Source organism: Lewinella sp. JB7 (assembly GCF_024297185.1).
Taxonomy (GTDB): domain Bacteria; phylum Bacteroidota; class Bacteroidia; order Chitinophagales; family Saprospiraceae; genus Neolewinella.
Window position 1 is genome coordinate 242,227 of sequence record NZ_JANCTD010000007.1, and the last position, 20,159, is coordinate 262,385.

A 20,159-nucleotide genomic window follows, 5' to 3' on the forward strand; every position below is an offset into this window, starting at 1 on the left:
GGTTGATGGATCTAATATCTGCCCGTTGGACCTGCCGCGCAAATTCCTTCGAGCACTCCTAGGATTGTATCGACGAATGCTTGTAGTCTGCCACGAATGGTCCGTACATTCGGCAAAACCAAGCTTTCCCCCTTGCTCACCGGTATTTCCCTGCTGTTCGCCATTTTGCTGGCCATCGTTTTCATCATCGTTGCCAGCGCACGGTGGGGATGGCATCCTTTCTTCTGTTTGCTGCTGGCCACCCTCGGGCTGGGCCTCGGTATAGGACTGCCGCCGACCGGCGTTCTCGACCGCATCCGCGAGGGATTCGGCGGGCTGCTGGCCTCCGTAGGACTGCTCATCGTACTCGGGAGCATCATCGGCGTGGCGCTTGAGCGATCGGGGGCGGCTCACCGCATTGCTGATCTATTGCTGGGTTCCGGGAGCCGGCCGGGATTACGGCTTGCTACCCTCGGTGCCGTGGTGTCGGTGCCCGTGTTCTGCGACAGCGGCTACATCATTCTGGCCGGCCTGCTGCCGGCCCTCGCCGCGCGATCCGGCAAACCGGTGGCGGTACTGGCACTGAGCCTGGCCGGTGGACTTTACCTGACGCATACCCTCATGCCGCCCACGCCGGGTCCGCTAGCGGCGGCCGCCAATCTCGGAGCGGACGGCGCGCTGGGCACCATTATGCTGTTGGCGGCGATCGTCTGCCTACCCACCCTACTCGTCATCTGGCAAGGGGCCGCCCGCCTCGGGGCTACCGTCGAGGCCGTGCCGCCCGTCTCGGAGCGGGAAGCACCGTCGGACCGCCTCCCCTCCGCGTCCGCGAGCCTGCTGCCCCTGTTACTGCCCGTTCTGCTCATCGCCCTGGGCTCCCTGTTGCGGATGGTGACGGACGGGGACTACCCCCTACTCTTCTTTCTCTTCGACCCCACCGTAGCCCTGCTGCTGGGGTGCGGCCTGGCTCTGCGCCTGCCCCACACCGATCGCCGGCTCGACTGGATCGCCGACGCCCTTAGTCTGGCGGGACCGATTCTGATCATTACGGGACTCGGCGGTGCGTTCGGCGCCGTACTGAAGGCCTCAACCTTAGCTACGGATATTGCAAGCTGGATGGAGGGGGAAGCGGTTTCGGGCTCCGCCCTGCTCCTGTTGGGCTTCGGAATCGCGGCACTCCTGAAGACCGCTCAGGGCAGCAGTACCGGAGCCCTGGTCATCGCCTCCTCCGTACTGTTTCCCCTGCTCCCCCTGGCCGGCTTCGCGAACGATCTGGAGCTGGCGCTTATGACGCTGGCCATCGGCGCGGGAGCCATGACCGTCAGCCACGCCAACGACAGCTACTTCTGGGTGGTGACCCGCTTTGCCGGTATTGAAGTAGGGGATGCCTACCGTTCCTATACCGTACTGACGGGCGTGATGGGTGTAACCAGTTTTCTAACGGTGCTGGTGGTGTACTGGGTGAGCACGCTGCTCTAGAACACCTTTTCGTACAGTTCCTGCTCCAGTTCCGCGGCGGGGGCACGGTCCTCCAGGATTTCAAACACGTTGCGCTGGATGGTGCGGGCGATATCGCCGGTCGGAAGATCGTTGCAGTCCAGGCCGAAGGGATCCTCGATCTCCTCTCCCATCAGTTCGACCCCGATAAGCGCGAAGCCGATCAGCATGGCCAGGGGAATGGTCCCCCATCCGAACTGTTGGGAAAGGCCGAAGGGCAGCAGGATGGCGTATGCCGTTACGAAAACCTTGAGGTAGACGGCGTAGCTGAAGGGGATCGGTGTTTTTTTGATCCGCTCGCAGGCGCCGAGGATGTCCAGTAGGCTCTGGTGCTGGGCTTTGATGTTGATGTAGTCCCCTTCATTGATGTCTCCGTTCCGATGGGCCTCCGCGATACGCTGAAAGATGCGCAGGGCGATGAAATTGGGAACGTGGTCCTTGGTTTCGTAGTAGGCCCGTTCTTCCGGGTGGAGGTAGACGAGTCTGTCGATTTTCGTACCCTGACGGAGGTGTTCGGGCAGAGCCAGGCAGAAGTTGGCAATGTGCTTCGCCATGAAGCGGCGGATAGCCGTATTGGACTCCGGCCACATACTATCGACGTAGACGGCCAGGTTGCGGCTGTTGTTGACCAGCGCCCCCCATTGCTTGCGGGCTTCCCACCACCGGTCGTAGGCGGTATTGGTACGGAACCCGAGAAATATGGACAGGATAACCGCGAGTAGGGAGAAGATCGTGCTGTCCACCTGCAGGTAACGGTGCAGGTCGAGCAGTTTTATCGCGCCGATGACCAGGGCGGAGTACGTGCCCAGTATCCCCACCGCCGTCAGGATACGGCGCATGGTATAGCTCGTGGTGAGGTGACTTACGTGACCGAACCAGCTGCCGTTGGACTTGTAAATGATCATAACTCTGGGGGATTGGATTTGGAAATCCGCGCTGGATGTATTACAACCGTCCAACGGCTAAGGACGTCCTACAGTTTCACCACTTCCGCCGCCATGGTCTTCCGGCCCAGGTCGATTTGCAGTTTGGTGCCCACCGCGTGGTAGCCCGTTTTGACGTAGCCCATCCCGAGGGGATAGTCGAGGCTCGGGGCGTGGGTGCCGCTGGTAACCTCGCCGATCACCTCGCCGGATTCGCTGAGGATGGGGTAGCCCTGTCGCGCCGAGCGACGATCGTGGACGCGAAAAGCTACCAACCGGCGCGCAACGCCCTCCTGCTTCTGGCGCAACAAAAATTCCTTGCCGACGAAGTCGTCGCCGTTCAGTTTAGTGATCCAGCCCAGCCCGGCCTCCAGGGGGGAAGTGGTGTCGTTGATGTCGTTGCCGTAGAGGCAGTAGCCCTTCTCTAGGCGGAGGGTATCGCGGGCCCCGAGACCGGCCGGCAGCAAACCGTGGGGTTTTCCAACCCGCAGTACTTCGTCCCATACGGTGGTGGCGTGATCGGCGTCGAGGTAAAGCTCGAAGCCCCCGGAGCCGGTGTAGCCCGTGGCGGAAATGATCACGTTGTCCACGCCGGCCAGCGAGCCCCGCACGAAATGGTAGTACGGGATATCCGCCAATTTCACGTCGGTCAGCGGCTGCAGGATCTCGGCGGCCTTCGGTCCCTGTACGGCCAGCAGGGCGGTGCGGTCGCTGATGTCGATCATTTCCGCGCCGAAGGAGTTGTGGCTGGCAATCCATTCCCAGTCCTTGCGGATATTGCTGGCGTTTACGACCAGCATGTAGCTGGGATGATCGCCGCTCATGCCCATTTTCGGGTTGGCCGGCAGGCGGTACACCAGAAGGTCGTCCACGATGCCGCCCCCGGGCCGCGGTAAACAGCTGTACTGGGCCTGGCCCTCGGCAAGTTTCCGCACGTCGTTGCTCGTTACGTACTGCACCAGCTCCTGCGCGCCCGCCCCACGTACGATGAACTCTCCCATGTGGGAAACATCGAAGATGCCGGCCGCCTCCCGGACCGCATGGTGTTCTTCCTTAAGGGAAGTGTAGGTCAGGGGCATTTCGAAGCCGGCGAAATTGACGAGCTTGGCTTCCAGGCGGCGGTGGGTTTCGGTCAGGGGCGTGGTCTGCATACGGGGGTGGATTAGCTGAGCGGCAAATATACCCGGAACACCGTGCCCCGCGGTTGGTTATCGCTCACTTCGATCTGGCCGCCGTGTTTGTCGATGATCTGTTTGACAATGAACAGCCCCAGCCCCGTTCCCTTGGTGCTGCGGGTATCCTCGTTCCCCACCCGGTAAAACTTGGCCCACACCCGCCGTTTTTCGTGGTCGGGGATGCCGACGCCGTTGTCCTTTACGGTCCAGACGATCTCGCTCTCGCCGCCGCGCTGCAGGCTGGTGTGAATGACGGGCTCCGGCTGACTGTACTTCGCGGCGTTCTCCAGCAGATTGACGACTACGCTGGTCAGTCCCGGACGGTCGCCGGCGATGGGGGGAATGTCGGGCTCGATGTCCACGTTCACCTTTGCGCCGCGGTACTTCAGCACGACCCGGTCGGCGGCGTCCTGTACCAGTTCACCGAAGTTGATGGGCTCGCGGTTGAGCTGGTACATGCTTTCCAGTTTGGCGCTAAGTAGCAGGTCGTTGACCAGGGCCGTGAGGCGATCGGTTTCGGCCAGGGCATTGGTGCTGAGTTTCTGCTGAATTTCGGGTTTGAGTTCCCGACGCTTCTGGAAGGTTTCCAGTACGAGGCGGATGCCGGCCAGCGGCGATTTCAGTTCGTGGGTAATGCTCAGGAGGAAGTTACGCTGCTGTTCGGCGGCGCTGATCTCCTTGCGGAGGTTGCGGAACAGCAGGTAGATCCCCCCGACCAGGCTCAGGACAAGCAGTAGGGCCTCCCCGATGATCATGCGTTGCTGTCGCTCGAAGCGGTCGGTCAGCAGGACGTAGTTCTCCGTTTGCTGGAATTCGCTCGCCCGCTCGATCTTTTTCTGGACCGCCAGCTCGATCGCGAGTTTTTCCACCCGGGCGACGTGGGCTTCCTCGTTCTTACGGAGCAAAAGGATGCACCACCAACCGAAGGCCAGCAGCATGTAAGCGAGAATGGCGTAACTGATCGGGGGGAGTCGCCGCATCCGCTAGTTGAAGAAGGAATCGTACTGGTTAGAGCTGCCCGACTGCCGCTGCCGTTCGGCGATGGGGGCGTCGAGGTCCAGTACGTCGCTGTCGTTGTTGGCCTGCATCAGCAGGTTGGACTTCTCCTCCCCGAGCAGGAGGCTGTTGGATTCCTTTTCCCACTCTTCCAGCATATTGAGGCCCTCTTCCTCGAAGACGCCATTCTGCAGGTCCACCGAGTCCATGAAGTTGGCCGACACTTCCATGAAGCGTTCCATTTCGCCGACCTTATTGGCCACGTCCTCGGTGATGCTCTCCATCGCCATATCGAACATGGCCCGCTGATCGGGATCGCCCTGGATGACGCTCATCGCGGAGGTCATGGCCCCGTGGCTGGCGTGAATGGCCTTGCGCTCCTGTTCCTTTACGGCTACCTGGTCCTTGATGTCCTCGGCCAGGATCGAGCTGTTCTCGTACATCTTGGTGAGCACCCGGTAGAGGACCTCCATCTTCTTGTAGAGCTCCTCGAGTTTGATGTTGCTGTCCTTGAGGCGGCCGGCGCGGCGGCTCTTCAGGATCATCACGTTGCGCTTATTGGTCTCCTTGGCCTTACCGGCGATCTTGAGGTTGCTGCTGATCTCGCGCTCGTTGTTCACGATGACTTCCTTGAGCTTGTGCATCTGGGCGCGGAGCTGGCTGATCTGCTTGTTCATCTTACGCAGGTTGCCCTGCAGCTCGTCGACGTAGGTTTTCAGGATCCCGATGGGGTCGATCTGGACGAACATTCCCGTTATGGCCCGCATCACGCTCTTGTACATGTAGAAGACCAGATTGCGGGTTTTGGGATCGGCGATCATGTAGATCAGTCCGAGCACGATGAGGCCGGCCACTACCAGTCCGATCGTGGTGCTGATGAAGCTCAGGATCGCGGCACCGAAGGTGACGGCCACGAAGCCCAGCACGCCGACAAGGGCCACCAGGAAGAGCAAGCCGGTTACGCCTTCGGGGCGCTGCCAGAAGGACTTAGGTTTCATCTGTGGTGCATCCATTGTTTATCGTTTTTAGGGCCGTCGTCAAAGATAACGGTCAGCCTCGCGATTACAAAGGCCGTTACCGGTCCGCAAGTTTGCGTCCCTCGACCAGTGTCCCCAATTTATCGACTATTTGCGGGGCGGCGGCGCGCGGGAGCCGGCTAAGTACCAAAAAAGCCCGTCCGTTTGGGTACGGACGGGCTTTCTGAGCGGTGAAGACCGGCGCGGGTACTAGAACCGCAGGGTGACGGTTTCTCCGATGCCACACTCCACGCGGAGCTTCTGGCCTTCCTCGAATCCACGCTGAAACGCTTCGGAGCGGATCGGCATCGAGCTGCGGTAGTTACCGATGCGGCGGTTGGCGTCGCCGGCTACCTCGGAGTCGATGCTCTTGGCGTAGTTGTACTTGTCGATGGCGGCAAGTACGGCCAGGCGCTGGTCCCAGGCGTCGCCGCAGTTGCGGCTGAGGCGACCGTAGATGTCGCCGATCAGGATGTAGGGTTTGCCCCAGTCGCCCTTAAGCTGAGCGGCCCGGTTGGCGTTCTGGCGGGCGGCACCGTACTGCCCCAGTTCCGCGTTCTGGATCTGGGCCATGTAGTAGTAAGCCTGTGCCTTCTTCTCATCGTCGTCGGTGGCCTCGATGCCGCGCTGGAATGCTTCCACGGCTTCGGCGTACTTGCCCTCCTTCATCAGTTCGCTGCCTTCGTAGATGGGGTTGAGACGGCGACGCTCGGCCTCGTACTCATCCTTCTTGACGGCGTAGAGCTGGTCGTAGAGCTGCTGCACGTGCTGCACGTCGGCATCGGTCGAGTCACAGCCCTGCACCTTCAGCTTGGTGATGATGTACTTGAGGATATCCAGGCTGTCCTTGTTCTCTTCCACCTTCGGCATCAGCAGTCCTTTGAAGTAGTCGCAGTCGAAGATCTCATCCGCGAACTCCAGTACGTCGGCCTCCAGGTTATCCTTACCGGCCTGGTAGTAGGGGGCGTAGGTTTCGTTGTTTTCGATGTTGTAGTCGGCCATCTTGGCGGCCTTGTCGTACAACTCCCGAACCCGCACGTTGTCGATGGCCTTCTCCTTGAAGTAGTAGTTCAGGAGCTTACCCAGGGGGGCGAGTACGACGTACTCCGTGTCGTTGCCACCGGCGTCGATGGCCTGCTCGATAATCTCGATGGCATCTTCGCTGTAGCCGGCGAGGTAGAACATATCGGATCCCTTACGGCCGAGCAGATAGGCTTCGTACTTAGGGTAGCACTCGAGTTCCTGATCGTATAGCTTAAAGATCATGTCGGTGTACTCCTGCTTCTTAGCGTCGTCGGTCGCCTTCTGGGCCATGGCCTTGTAGAACATCCGGCCGTCGCGGTAGTGGAAGGGACGGTTGCCGTCCGCCGCGGGGGCGATGTCGTAGGCTTTTTTCCAGTTGTTGAAGGCATCGTTGAACTCGGCCTCGGGTAGGGCGGCGAGATCTTCGGCTGTTTTACCCTTAACGAAGTTGCGGTACGCTACGTGAGCGTTCTCAGCCTGTTCCTTCTGCGGCGAATCTACCCAGGTCACGCACTGAGCGTTCGCTAGGGAAACGGAGCCGCAAAAGACCAGCGAAAGCGCGAGGGTGCGGAGGATGGTTTGCATATTGGTTTAGTTGAGTTTGCGTTTAAAGAACCAGGAGTTGTCATTCAGACTAAATCCTAGCGTAAATTGTACATAGGTCTCGTCAAGAATATCGGGGACCCCAAATTTACCATATTCGACGGCAAGATCGACGAAGGATACTTGCTGCCGGGGTAAACGGATGGGTAATCCCACCCCTAAGGTAACGGCATTTCGGCGAGCCTGCACGCCGTTCACGACCCGGGGGTCATCTTCCATGCGGGCACCCAGGCGGTACCGGACCCGCTTCCAGTAGCTGTTGTAGGAGTCGTAGTTGGGTATATACTGGATGCCCACGGCGGCCCGTTTGGTGTCCGCCAGATCTTCCGGCTGCGCGTCGTTGGTGTAGCTTCCGTAGCCGGTGCCGCCGTACTCCGCGCCGACGAACAGCCGGTTAGCGTCCTCGAAGGCCAGTCCGACGGAATAGCTCGCCGGAAGGTTCACTTTTCCGCCGATGCCCTCCTCGAAGCGGACCGTATCGCGAATGGATACGTTACCGGTGGGGCTGAACTTACGGAACAGCAGGCTCGATTCGGTATCGATGTTCCCGCCCAGCGTTCCGTTGGCGCCCACGATGATCCGCTTGCCATTAGGCATCCGGAGGCCCTCCTCGTTGAGATCGGTAAAGTTGAAGGCGTACTGTACGCCGTATCCGAGACTGAAGCCGCTGACGCTGAACTCTTCCAGAAATTCCGTTGCCAGGGCTTCGGGAATACTGTCGAAGGCCAGAATGCGGCTGTTGGTGATCTTGCCGAAATTGTAGTTGACGTTGAGCCCGCCGGAGAGGCCCCGGTAGCGCAGGGCGGTAGACCAGGTAAAGCGATACGCACCCCCCGTCCCCCGGAGTTGATTGGAGGTGGGTCCCGTCTGCTCGTTATCGCTGCGGAGCTCGAGGTCGTATCCGACCAGCGTGGTCGGGGCCAGGGAAAAGGCCATGCCGCCGTTCCAGGAGTTGAGCATACGGTCGAGGCTCAGGTTGATGGGGTTGCGCAGGGGGAAGCCCAGGGCGATGTAGCGCAGGTTTCCCTGCCAGGCGTTGGCACTTCCGCTGGCGTCGGTCAGTTCGGAGTTCCGGGCGTAGATGCCGACCTCGAAGCTGGTCGCCTGCAGGCTGGCCAGACTGGCGGGGTTCAGCAGGTTCAGGTGAAAGGCGTCCTGATAGGTAGACTGCAGCGCGCCCATGCCGGCCGCGGCCGCGTGCACCTGATCCATGGGATCGCCGAGGCCGAAGCGGCTCAGGGGGCTGTTTTGTTTGGGCCGAATGTCAACAAAGTCAAGTCCCGGACTCGTTTGTGCGGCCACCCCGCCGCCGGTTACCAGGACCAGCAGCAGCGCGAAGGGGAGCAGACTTGTTCTAAAATTATTTGTTGACATAAGTTGACAGTATTTGATTGAGCCCACGCAGGACCAGATTGGGGTAACTTAGAACATCAATGGAGAAGTAAGGAAGCAGCAAGGACGCGTCGCCGCCGGTGAGCACTAGCTGCAGGTCGCGGTGAACGTTCACCAGGCGGCCGAACAGGCCCTCGATCTCGTAAACCACGCCGACCTGTCCACCGTGCAGGAGTGCCTGTTCGGTCGACCGGCCAACCGTATCTACGGCCGCGCCCGTCTCTACCAGCGGGAGTCGGGCGGTGAACTCGTGCATCGAGCGCAACCGCATACTCACCCCCGGACTGATGTTGCCGCCGAGGTAACGGTCGCGGCGATCCACCAGATCGCTGGTCACGCAGCTGCCCGCATCCACGATAAGACGTGCCGTATGCAGCCGCCCTACCGTACCGGCCACGGCCGCGATGCGGTCCTGGCCGAGGGTGTCCATGGTCCGGTAGTCGGATTGGAACGGAAGCGGCTTGCTGCGGTCCAGGGTATATACCCCGATCCCGGCTTTTTCCCAGGTATCCGTCCACCGTTCGGATGGCACGTTTGCCACGGTGGAATAGATGATGTTACGTACCCCAAGGTTGGTTACCATCCCGTCGATCGCTGACCAGTCGCCGGTACGGAACCGGGAGACCGGAAGCATCAAGTCATCGTCGCTGAAGACCGCGGCCTTTATGCCGGAGTTACCGACGTCGACGACAAGATTGCGGGAAGGTGAGCTCATCTCAAAGTCGGCTATAAGACGCGGAAACCGGGCGGGGGGGTTCTTAAGCGGAAGTTAAAGTCGGGCAAGTATTATTCGGTCTAGTGCTTGAAGTGCCGAACACCCGTCATGACCATCGCGATATTTGCCGCATTTGCTGCTTTGACGGAATCCTGGTCCTTGATCGAGCCTCCGGGCTGTACCACGGCGGTGATGCCGGCATCCCCGGCGATCTCCACGCAATCGGAGAAGGGAAAGAAGGCATCCGATGCCATGACCGCATCGTCGAGCTTGAAGCCGAAGTTCCTGGCCTTCGTAATGGCCTGCTTAAGGGCGTCGACCCGGCTGGTCTGTCCGCAACCCATCCCGATGAGCTGATTGTCGCGGGCCAGGGCGATGGTGTTCGACTTGAGGTGCTTGGCGCACTTGTTGGCGAAGACGAGGTCGGCCGTCTCCCGGCCCGTGGGCTGGCGCTCGGTCACGATCTCGAACTGGTCGGCGCTCTCGGTCTGCAGATCCGTATCCTGCACGATGACGCCGTTGAGCAGGCTCTTGAAGCTGGCCGATTGCTGCTGCAAGTGGTGGTACTGCAACAGCACGCGGTTCTTCTTCTTACTCAGAAGCTCCAGGGCGGAATCGGTAAAGTCCGGGGCGATGAGCACTTCGTAGAACAGCTTGTCGATCTCCTGGGCCACCGACAGTTCGAGGGGCTGGTTGGTGATGAGAATGCCTCCGAAGGCCGATACGGGGTCTCCGGCAAGTGCGGCTTTCCAGGCTTCGAGTTGGGTAGGCCGCACGGCCACGCCGCAGGCATTCGTATGCTTCAGAATCACGAAGGTCGGATCGGCGTCCTCGAATTCCTTTATCAGGGCGACGGCCGCGTCGATGTCCACCAGATTGTTGTAGCTCAGTTCCTTACCGTTCAGCTTGGTGAACATCTCGTTCAGCCGGCCGAAGAAGGTGGCCTCCTGGTGGGGGTTCTCCCCGTACCGCAGCTCGTTGGCCTTCATCTCGCTGCGCTTGAATACGGGCAGCGCGCCGTCCTCGTTGAAGTAAGTGAATATGGCCGTATCGTAGTGACTGCTCACCGCGAACCCGCGGCGGGCCAGTTGACGGCGTTCCTCCAGTTCGGAGACGCCCTCGCGCTTGTCGATGATCTGTTGCAGGGTAGCGTAGTCCTCCCGACTGGGGACGATGACCACGTCGCGGTAATTCTTGGCGGCGGCGCGGATCAGGGCGATACCGCCGATGTCGATCTTTTCGATGATGAGGTCCTCCTCCTCCGTATTGGCGACCGTCTCCTCGAAGGGATACAGATCGACGATGACCAGATCGATCTCCGGGATCTCGAGCTGCGCCAACTGCAGCAGGTGGTCTTCCTCGCGCTTAGCCAGGATACCGCCGTGTACCTTGGGGTGCAGGGTCTTGACGCGTCCGTCGAGGATGGAAGGATAGCCCGTAAGCTCCTCTACCGGAACGACCTCGATACCGCGGTCACGGATGAAGGTCTCGGTACCTCCGGTGCTGTAGATCGTTACTCCGAGTTTGTTCAGGCCATCGACGATGGGTCCCAGGCCTTCCTTATGGTAAACGGAAATCAGTGCGGAGCGAATCTTGCGTGATGTCATGGGCACTTGTTGGTTTAAAGGGCGCAAAGATACGCTTTTTACGTCCGCCGCGGGCATCCGTCAGTCATCCGCCCGCAGTCCCAACACCCAACCTTCGTGATCGACCACCCGCCGGTGCCGCTTCCCGCCGCCGCCCCAGGGACGGTCCAGCAGCACGGAAAGTTCCCCGCTCCCCTGACGGCTCCGCAGCCAACGCACGTAGCTTTCCACCTGTTGCCGGTCCCGAATGGCACCAGAGGGCGGAAGGGTGAGCAGACTGGGGTAGATTTCCGCGTGCAGGATCATGGCACCCGCGTTCCCCGCCCAGTCCGGTTCGAACGGCCAGACCCGGGAAGCGGATAGTGCGGGATGATCGCGCAGGTACCGCAGCCGCGGAATACCGAGTAAGGATTGGCTACCCACGCTGCCCGTATACGCCAGCTTCCAGGCGGGCTGCAGGCGAGGATGCATCCGCTCGACCAACCGCCGTTCGGGCAGAACGGCCCGGCGGGTGGGGACGGGGTAGTCGAAATCGCGGCGCGAACCCAAAAAGATGCCGCTTTCCCCCGCCGGCACGCCCCAGAAGGGTCCGCCCGGCGCCCCGGTTCGCTGGTTGAGCATGGCCCCCACGCAGAAGCGGTTATTGCGATTGTCCGGTGCGTCGGTGACCAACTCGTCGATGCAGTCCCACACCGCCCGCCAGGCCGGTTTATCCCTAAGCCGGAGTGCCTTGGCAAAACCCTTGGGGTAACCGAAAGAAAAGTCCCAGCCGACCAGCACCCGCTCGTCGCGCAGCTCCAGTAAACGGGCTTCCAGGTAATCGCTGCACGCCTGTCGGGTACGGAAATAGCGAGTCGTTGGTTCCTGCTCCGGTGCGGCGCCCCCTTCCGCCAGCCAGATAGCATCGTTACTCGGTTTCACGGGACTGGGCCGGTTGCGCGCGCTCCAGTCGATGGCAATGAAGTAGGTAAACAGAAGGTGAGGAATTAGACGGGTTAGGGCTTCAAATGTAAAATTTAAACGAGAAGCGGGCCAGGCGTCGCTTTGCCGGTGGAAATTTTAAAGGTGAAATCTTCACCGGAAGATCGACCGCCGCTGCTGCCCTCGTCCCACTAAGCCCGGAAATCCCTCGGGTCAGGACATACCTAACTGATAAACTTCACCTACCACGCACCCGAGCCCCGCAAGGCGAGCATCCCCAAAAATTGAAAATTATGCATTGAAAATTGCAAATAGAAACCCCACACCTGCCACCTAGACGAGCTCCCGCAGGGCGAGCATCCCCGCAAATTTAAAATTACATATTGTAAATTGTAATTTGTAAATCCCTACACTTACCGCCTAGACGAGCTCCCGCAGGGCGAGCATTCCCGCAAATTGAAAATTACATATTGTAAATTGTAATTTGTAAATCCCTACACCTGCCACCTAGACGAGCTCCCACAGGGCGAGTATCCCCGCAAATTGAAAATCAGCTATGGTAAACCTTAAATGGCAAATCCCTACACTTACCGCCTAGACGAGCTTCCACAGGGCGAGCATCCCCGCAAATTGAAAATCAGCTATGGTAAACCGTAAATGGCAAATTCCCACACTTGCCACCTAGACGAGCTCCCGCAGGGCGAGCATCCCCGCAAATTGAAAATTAGATATTGTAAATTGTAATTTGTAAATCCTTAAGCCACCATCTCATAAATCCCTTCTCGCTTCTTCTCGATTTCCTCCGACTCCACGTAGTCGCTGTACGGCATGAGGCTATCGACCATGCCGCCGGGGCCGATCTCGATGATGCGGTTGGCGACCGTTTGGACCAGCTCGTGGTCGTGACTGCTCATGATGAGATTGCCCTTGAAGTCCTTGAGCGCATTGTTGAGGGCCGTAATGCTTTCCAGGTCGAGGTGGTTGGTGGGCTCGTCGAGGAGCAGGAAGTTGGGGTGATTGAGCATGGCTTTTGACATCATGCAGCGCACCTTCTCGCCCCCGCTGAGGACCTTCACCTGCTTGTGCACTTCCTCACCGCCGAAGAGCATGCGCCCGAGGAAGCCGCGGATGAACTGCTCATCCTTGTTCTGACTGTACTGCCGGAGCCACTCGACCAGATCGAGGCGGCCGACCTCTTCGGTGAAGAAGTCGTTGTTCTCGTTGGGCAGGTACTGGGGCGTAATGGTCTGTCCCCACTCGATGGTGCCGCTGTCGGCCGTGGTCAGACCGGCCAGTACTTCGTAGAAGGCGGTAATGGCGGCGGAGTCCATACTCACCAGGGCGATCTTGTCGGGACCGTTCATCGTGAAGCTGACGCCGGAGAACAGCGTGGTGCCGTCGGGCGATTTCTTGCTCAGATTGGAAACCTTCAGGATCTGGTCGCCGGGCTCCCGCTCGGGCTGGAAGGCGATGAAGGGGTACTTGCGGCTGCTGGGCTTGATTTCCTCCAGGTTCAGCTTATCGAGCGCCTTCTTGCGGCTGGTGGCCTGCTTCGACTTCGAGGCGTTGGCCGAGAACCGCTGGATGAACTCCATCATCTCGGCGCGCTTCTGCTCCATTTTCTTGTTCTTGTTCTGCATCTGCTGCATGGCCAGCTGACTCGACTGGTACCAGAAGCTGTAGTTGCCGGTATAGATGGTGGCCTGCTGGCGGTCGATGTCGACGATGTGGGTGCAGACCATGTCGAGGAAGTAGCGGTCGTGGCTCACGACGATCACCGTATTGGGGAAGTCGGCCAGGAAGTCGGCCAGCCAGTGCACCGTATGGGCGTCGAGGTCGTTGGTCGGCTCGTCGAGCAGCAGGATATCGGGGTTGCCGAAGAGGGCCTGCGCCAGGAGCACCTTCACCTTTTCGGGGCCGGTGAGCTCCTCCATCAGCTTATAGTGCAGGTCTTCCTTGATGCCCATGTTGGAGAGCAGCTCGGCGGCGTCGGAGTCGGCCGTCCAGCCCCCCATTTCCCCGTAGGTATTCTCGAGTTCGGCGGCCCGCATACCGTCGGCGTCGGTGGCGTCCGGGTTCATGTAGATGGCGTTCTTCTCCTGCTCGATGGCGAAGAGTTCCTCGTGTCCCATCTTCACGACCTCGAGCACCTGCTTGTCCTCGTACCCGAAGTGGTTCTGGCTCAGCACGGCCATCCGGTTGCCCGGCTCCAGGCTGGCGCTGCCCCGGTTGGGGGTCAACTCGCCGGAGAGAACCTTCAGAAAGGTCGACTTCCCGGCGCCGTTCGCCCCGATGATTCCGTAACAGTTGCCCCGTACAAAGTTCAGGTTCACCTCATTGAATAACACGCGTTTACCAAACTGGACGGTCAGGTCCTGCACTGAAAGCATAACGATAAAATTTTAGCGTGCGAAGATAACGCTTTTAGGCGGCGGTGGTTGGGACCGTTACGGCCTGCGCAAGACGTAGACGGCACTGTGGTCCGCTCCGAACATCCGGTGCTCCAGGAAGCGGAAGCCGAGTTTTTCGTAAAACTTCCGCGCCCGGTGATTGGAAGTGAGCGGCTCGACCAATACTTCCATCACTCCGGGGTCGGCAAAGCAGCGCTCGAGTGCCCGCTCCATCATCTGCGTGCCGTAACCCCGTCCCAGATCCTGGCGATCGCCGATCCAGATGTCAATCGCTCGCTTGTGGGGACCGATCTCTCCCCAGTAATGCGTTTCCTCCGCGGCCGGGTCGATGATCTGCACGAAGCCGAGCGGCCGCCCGTCAACCTCCGCGATGAGTTGTTCCCTCCATGCGGGACGTCGCGTGAGCTCGACCTTCCAGTTCCAATCATCGCCCGCGCCGGCTTCTATGACGTGGGACTGTTTTTCCCAGCTTTCCAGCAAACCGGCATCCGCGGGGGTTGCCGTTCGTAAACTGACCATAGGACGGTTGATTTGGAGACCTAAATACCCTCGCGGGCGAGGTTCGTCAGTGCCCGCAGCGCACTATCCCGGTCTATCCAATTAACGAAAATATGGTCATGGTAGTACCCGGCCACCACGTTACAACTGATGCTATGTTCGGCCAGTTTTCCCGCAACGGCCGCCGTCAGGCCCACCGCGGCGAGGGCGGAGTGAACCTCCAGAGTGATCCACGCCGCTACGTAATCGTAGGGAAGACCGAGTCGGTCGGCCACGGACCGTTCTACGATCACCGTCGTCCCCTCCCGCTCCCTGAACTCACCGATCGTCAACGTCCGATCGATCGTGGAGCGATCACTTACGGAAGCAAATACGTACTGCCCCTCGTGCAGCACCGGGGAGAGCCCTCTGAGGAGGGTGGTAAGGTCCTTTTCTCCGGCCATAGGTGATTAGCTGTGGGTGCGGTTACCGCTTAAATTGCTGGTGAAGAAACGCCTGTTGTCTTTCCGGACCGAAATCATTCGGCTTCCGCCGGGGCACCAATGGTGATGTCCAGGGCTGCGGCGTCGTTGCGCGCCACCACCAGCCGGTAATTCCGGGGCAAGTACGCCAGTCCGGACACTTCGCCCCTTACGCCCAGGTCCCGAATATAGCGCAAACCTCCCCGCCCATCGTTCAGGTACAGTTGCAGGTGGTTGGCATCCATTTGCCCGATCCGGACGCGGGTGCGCAAGAGATTACCTCCGGCGATGAGGTCCGGGAAGCCGTCGCCGTTGAGGTCGGGGCAGGACAGGGCACGCAGGGGCGAACGTTGGAGTTCGGGCGGCAGCGCGCGGGAGCCGGCGGAGTCGGAACCGAGCGATACGATCCGGCTACTCAGATCGGCGGCACTCAGGACCTCCATACTTCCCAGCTCCGGACCGAATACCTCCTCCATCGTGGCCGTGGCGTAGCTCGTGTAGTCCGGGTAGCGCTTTTTCAGGCCGGGCAGCACGGCAAAGAGTTCGTCGCGGGCCGCGAAAGGATACTCCTTCCCGCCCTGCCGGTAAGCCAGCAACGGGATCCGCTGATCGGCTCCGAAGGGCTTGCCGTGGTAGAGCTTCAGCCCTTCCTCCGTCACCGCGGCCAGTTGGTTGTTCTCTCCTAGGTTTCCGGCAATGATCTCCGGGTTTCCGTCGCGGTCGAGATCCGCTAATGCAAGGGATTGCCAGACACCCGTGGGCGTAAGGTCGCGCAGGTGCTCCGGGCTCAGCGCGCCGTCCACGTTGGTCAGCAGGGCGACGGTACCAAATTCCCGCGCTACGACGAGGTCGGGTCGGCCGTCTCCGTTCGCATCGGTCTTCAGGGCGGCGGTTACCATGCCGAGGTCCAGGGGAAGTACGGTCGGGAACCGACCGCTTCCGTCGTTAAGGCATACGTAGGAAGGTCCCGCTTCCGGGTAACTTCCCGGTAGTACGCGTGCTCCCAGGAACAGATCGAGATCGCTGTCCCCGTCCACGTCGAGGGTGACGACCGCACCACAGTGGATTTTCAGCTGATCGGGGAAAGCGGAGGGGGATAGGGTGAACTGCCCCCGGTCGTTGCGGTAGACTCGGGGGGACAACGCGGGATCGTTTATTGCTCCCGCGTACCCGCCCGAACCTACGATAAGGTCCGGATCACCGTCGCCGTCCAGGTCGGCGAAGGCGGCGGCCGTGTCCTCGTAGTCCGCCGTGGCCGACAGGGCGGGTTGCGGAAGGGATTGCGGGGTGGCGGTACTCAAATCCAGTATTGCGCCGGATTGCCCCCGGGCACCCCCCAGAAAAATCAGGTCCTGACCGGCGTAGGTTGCGGAGGCCAGGGCCGGGCCGCCGTAGCTCAGCATGAAGGGCAGGAGGGCCTGGCGGTCGAAATCGTTCATGAGGTCTTCCCGGTGCGTAAACGGCAGGGGGCGGATTGCCGCGTCCGGGGGCCGGGGGAAGGAAGGGGCCGCGGTACGCTGGTCCGCCGGGATAAGCGTTATGGACCGATCAGCCACTACGCTCGTTAAGGATTGGGTGGTACCGTCGGCCCAGTCCACGACGAGGGAGTCGATGGGCCCGCGCCGTTCGCCCCGCCCGAAAAGGAGGGGGACGTAGGCACTTGACTGAAAGCCCCGCACCGGAAAAAAGTGACGGGTCTGTACCGTGTCTCCTTCCACCAGCCGTACCCGCGCACCGATGGCCAGGGCGGGGGGTGCCGACGTAAGATCGACCGACAGGAAGGAAGAAGTGGGACTTGCGTTGCGGTAGATACTTGCCGGCGCGTTGACGTTGCTGACCACGATATCCGGGCTTCCGTTGCCGTCGAGATCGGCCAGGACGGCACCGTTGGACAGGGAGGGCGCGTCCAGGCCCCACGCTCCGGATACGTTCGTGAATCCCTCCCCCGCCCGGTTGCGGTAGGCGTAGTTTCCGACTTCGATGCTGGGCATATTGGCGATCACCTCCATGGGGTCGACGGCATCCCCGCCACGAGTCTGTACGTCGACGGTGTAGGTCAGGAATTCCATATTGGTGTAATCCCGGGCGTAGCCATTAGTGATGTACAGATCCTGGTAACCGTCTAAATCGAGGTCGCCGGCGAGCACCGACCACGACCAGTCCGTATTCGAAATACCGAATTGCTGGCCGACCTCCACGAACCTGCCGTCGCCGCAGTTGAGCTGCAGCATATTGCGCATGTACTGGTGATAAAAACCATTATCGACCAGCGCCCGGAATTTCTGGTAGTTATCGGCTCCGGAGGTCATCTTGATCCGCTGGTTGGAGCGGGGAAGCATGTCGAGGGTGACCAGATCGGTGTGGCCGTCGTTGTTGAGGTCCGCCGCCTCGGAGCCCATGGAGAAAAGGGAGGTATGGTCGAAGGATTCGCGCAGTCGGGGCGTGAAGGTGCCGTCGCCGCGGTTGCGGTAGTAGTAGTCCTCCTCATTGAAGTCGTTGGAGATGTAGAGGTCCGTCCAGCCGTCGTTGTCGAAGTCGGCCAGGGCTACGCCGAGTCCGAAGTTGAGTACGTTGCCCCGCAGGCCGGCTTCGGTGGATACGTCGGTGAACGTGCCGCCATCGTTGCGCATCAACTTGGAGGCGTACCGCCCGTCGTAGGTCGTCTTTAATTCGGAGCGGGCGGCGGAGAAGCCGGCGTAGTCCTGAACGGAGTGATTGAGGAGGTAGCAGTCCAGATCGCCGTCGCGGTCGTAATCGAAGAAGGCCGCCTGGGTGGAGTAGGCGGATTCGTCGAGGCCGTAGGCGGCGGCGCTTTCGGTGAAAGTTTCGTCGCCGTTGTTGATGAACAGCAGGTTGCGGCGCAGGCGGGGACTGGCGGCGGCCGAGCGGCACTGGTAGATGTCGAGCCAGCCGTCGCCGTTAATGTCTACGATACTGACGCCCGTGTTCCAACCGTCGGCCGCGGAGATACCCGCGCTTGCGGGGGCCCGGCGGTAGCGGATCGTGCCCGCTTCCTCTCCGAAGTAGAGTTGGTTGGCGACGAGGTTACCGCTGAAGTAGAGGTCCGGGATGCCGTCCCGGTTAAAGTCCCCGACCCCGACGCCGCCACCGTTGTAGAAGTAGCCGTACTTGAGAACGTTGAAGTCCGGTGATTCCGTGAGTCGGTTCTCGAACGTAACTCCGGATTCAGCGGGGCTCACGTGGGTGAACCGCGTGTCCCTATTCTCCCGGCAACCGCTGAGGAAAAGGAAAAGAAGACCCGTCAGGCAGGCGAAGTGATGCAAAGACCGGTGGTTATGGATCGGGGTAAAATACGAATGGACCCCGGGGTGGCGGAGTCCATTCGTCGGGCGGCGTGGGGGGCGGTCGGTTAATTGACGTCCCACCACAGACGGGTCGAAGCCACGTCGGGCCCCTTGAGCAGACTGACGGCGGCCGCCACGGCTTCTCCGTTGGTGTTCTTTTCGTAGTCGATGAAGGGAATACGGTTGGGACGCTCTCCATCCGGGATGTCGCTGTTTTCGGAATTTGCCACCGGGTAGAGATCGGGCAGGTCGGTCCGCCGCAGGTTGGCCCAGGCTTCGATACCGTCGGGATAGAGGGCCAGCCACTTCTGGGTCGCGATCTGTAGCCGCTGCATGGCTTCCGAATCTCCGAAGTCAATGGGGGCGTCGAATACGGGCGGAGAATTCAGAAAATCGCCGGGGGCGACGGGCGTCGATTCCGACTCCTGGTAAGCGGCGATGGCGGCTTCGTCCGTAATGCCCCACTGCTTCATGGAGGCTTCGATGCCGGCGTTGTAGAGTTCCTCGGCGCTACCCCCCATGTCCCAGTTGTTCAGGGCTCCTTCGGCCCGGTTGAAGTAGGCTTCGGCGGCGTGCATGATGTTCTGCGGCGTGGTACCCTCCCGCGCCCAGGCCGATCCGCCTCCCGTAACCCAGCGGCTGCCGACGTTGGAATTGGCCTGGGCCAGGTTCTGGGGATCGCCCAACTGGGCGGGGGTAAGTCCGTTGCGCAAGCCGTTGTATTCGCCGCTATCGTCTACGGGTTGGAAGAATACGCCGATCCGGGGATCCTCGTAGCCCTTCAGGGCGGATTCCATGGACGCGCTCATGCGGAATTCGTTCCAGACGCTAATGCCGGCCAGACCGTTCACGTCGGTGCCGGCTTCCGTTTTAGACATATAGGCATCGTCGGCCGGATCCTCCAGAACACCACTGGCCACGGCGGCTTCGGCTTCGGTTTGTGCCCGGATGGGGTCGACGTCCGAGATCCGCAGGGCCAGCCGTAGCCGCAGGCTGTTGGTGAACCTAAGCCACTTATCAATGTCACCGCCGTAGATGAGGTCGAAACTTCCGAAGGCGTTACCACCGGCATTGGCCCGGAAGACGGCCTGTGCCGCGTCGAGGCGCTTGAAGAAGTCGTCGTAGATCTGCTCCTGCGGATCGTAAGGCACGCTCTCCAGGGGTTCGCCGGCCTGGAAGTAGGGGACCGGTCCGTAGTAATCGGTGAGCCGGTGAAAGGCGTACACCCAGGTGACGCTGGCCATGGCGTACTCGGGGGAGCTGGGGTCGAGCTCGGTCAGCAGCACCTTGAGTTGGGGTACCGCGTCGGTGTAGATGGGCCGCCAGTGCCACTGCATCCAGTCCATCCGGATCACGTTGCGGTCGGAGGGGAAGTAAGTAGCGGTAGTGGCGTAGTACTGGGCGTAGAGATCCGCAAAGAGATTCTGAGCGACCTGGTACCGCCAGAACGCATAGGACGAGGCCGACTGGGCCTTGCTAAAGAGGAAAGGGTATTCTTCCGCTCCCAGGCTGGCCAGCTTGGCCTGGTCTACGTTGAGCTCCTCGAAGTCTTCGGTGCAGCCCAGGAATAAGCCGAAACTGAGTACACCCAGTAGCAGGTACCTGACTAAGCCGCGCGATTGATGTAGCATGCGTAGGGTAATTTGAATTTAGGGGAG

The 20,159-nt window shown here is 60.6% G+C and carries 15 protein-coding genes; 1 reads left to right on the forward strand and 14 read right to left on the reverse strand.

Going from position 1 to position 20,159, the window contains the following annotated elements; genetic code table 11:
- Positions 1-96 precede the first annotated feature (96 nt).
- Positions 97-1,458 (forward strand): GntP family permease, encoded by a 1,362-nt coding sequence (locus NMA52_RS14125; protein WP_254828341.1) that lies wholly within the window; start codon positions 97-99, stop codon positions 1,456-1,458.
- Here the strand turns inward: NMA52_RS14125 and NMA52_RS14130 are convergent.
- The 14 genes from NMA52_RS14130 to NMA52_RS14195 form a co-directional block, all read right to left on the reverse strand.
- Entirely contained in the window at positions 1,455-2,381 is a 927-nt protein-coding gene (locus tag NMA52_RS14130; RefSeq protein ID WP_254828342.1) for a bestrophin family protein, read from the reverse strand. The two genes, NMA52_RS14125 and NMA52_RS14130, sit on opposite strands and share 4 nt — an antisense overlap.
- A gap of 68 nt (positions 2,382-2,449) precedes the next feature.
- Positions 2,450-3,550 carry a glycine cleavage system aminomethyltransferase GcvT gene (gcvT, locus tag NMA52_RS14135; RefSeq protein ID WP_254828343.1) on the reverse strand — a complete coding sequence of 367 codons (1,101 nt, stop codon included), beginning with the start codon at positions 3,548-3,550 and terminating at the stop codon, positions 2,450-2,452.
- Positions 3,551-3,561: 11 nt separating this feature from the next.
- Positions 3,562-4,554: an ATP-binding protein gene (locus tag NMA52_RS14140; RefSeq protein ID WP_254828344.1), complete on the reverse strand. Its 993-nt coding sequence runs from the start codon at positions 4,552-4,554 to the stop codon at positions 3,562-3,564.
- 3 nt (positions 4,555-4,557) lie between these two features.
- Positions 4,558-5,568, reverse strand: a complete 1,011-nt coding sequence (locus NMA52_RS14145; RefSeq protein ID WP_254828345.1) for a hypothetical protein — start codon at positions 5,566-5,568, stop codon at positions 4,558-4,560.
- Positions 5,569-5,796: 228 nt separating this feature from the next.
- Complete coding sequence (locus NMA52_RS14150; protein ID WP_254828346.1) at positions 5,797-7,194, reverse strand: tol-pal system YbgF family protein; 1,398 nt, start codon at positions 7,192-7,194, stop codon at positions 5,797-5,799.
- Positions 7,195-7,200: 6 nt separating this feature from the next.
- Positions 7,201-8,586, reverse strand: coding sequence for a hypothetical protein (locus tag NMA52_RS14155; RefSeq protein WP_254828347.1), 1,386 nt, complete (start codon positions 8,584-8,586; stop codon positions 7,201-7,203).
- Positions 8,573-9,319, reverse strand: coding sequence for a type III pantothenate kinase (locus NMA52_RS14160; protein WP_254828348.1), 747 nt, complete (start codon positions 9,317-9,319; stop codon positions 8,573-8,575). Before NMA52_RS14160 ends, NMA52_RS14155 begins: the two co-directional genes overlap by 14 nt.
- Before the next feature lie 80 nt (positions 9,320-9,399).
- A complete protein-coding gene (gene purH, locus NMA52_RS14165) occupies positions 9,400-10,926 on the reverse strand; it encodes a bifunctional phosphoribosylaminoimidazolecarboxamide formyltransferase/IMP cyclohydrolase (RefSeq protein ID WP_254828349.1) in 1,527 nt (508 codons plus the stop codon).
- 60 nt (positions 10,927-10,986) lie between these two features.
- Positions 10,987-11,826 carry a hypothetical protein gene (locus NMA52_RS14170; protein WP_254828350.1) on the reverse strand — a complete coding sequence of 280 codons (840 nt, stop codon included), beginning with the start codon at positions 11,824-11,826 and terminating at the stop codon, positions 10,987-10,989.
- 755 nt (positions 11,827-12,581) lie between these two features.
- Positions 12,582-14,216: an ABC-F family ATP-binding cassette domain-containing protein gene (locus NMA52_RS14175; protein WP_254828351.1), complete on the reverse strand. Its 1,635-nt coding sequence runs from the start codon at positions 14,214-14,216 to the stop codon at positions 12,582-12,584.
- 57 nt (positions 14,217-14,273) lie between these two features.
- Complete coding sequence (locus NMA52_RS14180) at positions 14,274-14,756, reverse strand: GNAT family N-acetyltransferase (protein WP_254828352.1); 483 nt, start codon at positions 14,754-14,756, stop codon at positions 14,274-14,276.
- A gap of 20 nt (positions 14,757-14,776) precedes the next feature.
- Positions 14,777-15,178 (reverse strand): ACT domain-containing protein, encoded by a 402-nt coding sequence (locus tag NMA52_RS14185; RefSeq protein WP_254828353.1) that lies wholly within the window; start codon positions 15,176-15,178, stop codon positions 14,777-14,779.
- A gap of 74 nt (positions 15,179-15,252) precedes the next feature.
- Entirely contained in the window at positions 15,253-18,480 is a 3,228-nt protein-coding gene (locus NMA52_RS14190; RefSeq protein WP_254828354.1) for a VCBS repeat-containing protein, read from the reverse strand.
- A gap of 86 nt (positions 18,481-18,566) precedes the next feature.
- Positions 18,567-20,132, reverse strand: a complete 1,566-nt coding sequence (locus tag NMA52_RS14195) for a SusD/RagB family nutrient-binding outer membrane lipoprotein (RefSeq protein WP_254828355.1) — start codon at positions 20,130-20,132, stop codon at positions 18,567-18,569.
- Positions 20,133-20,159: the final 27 nt, after the last annotated feature.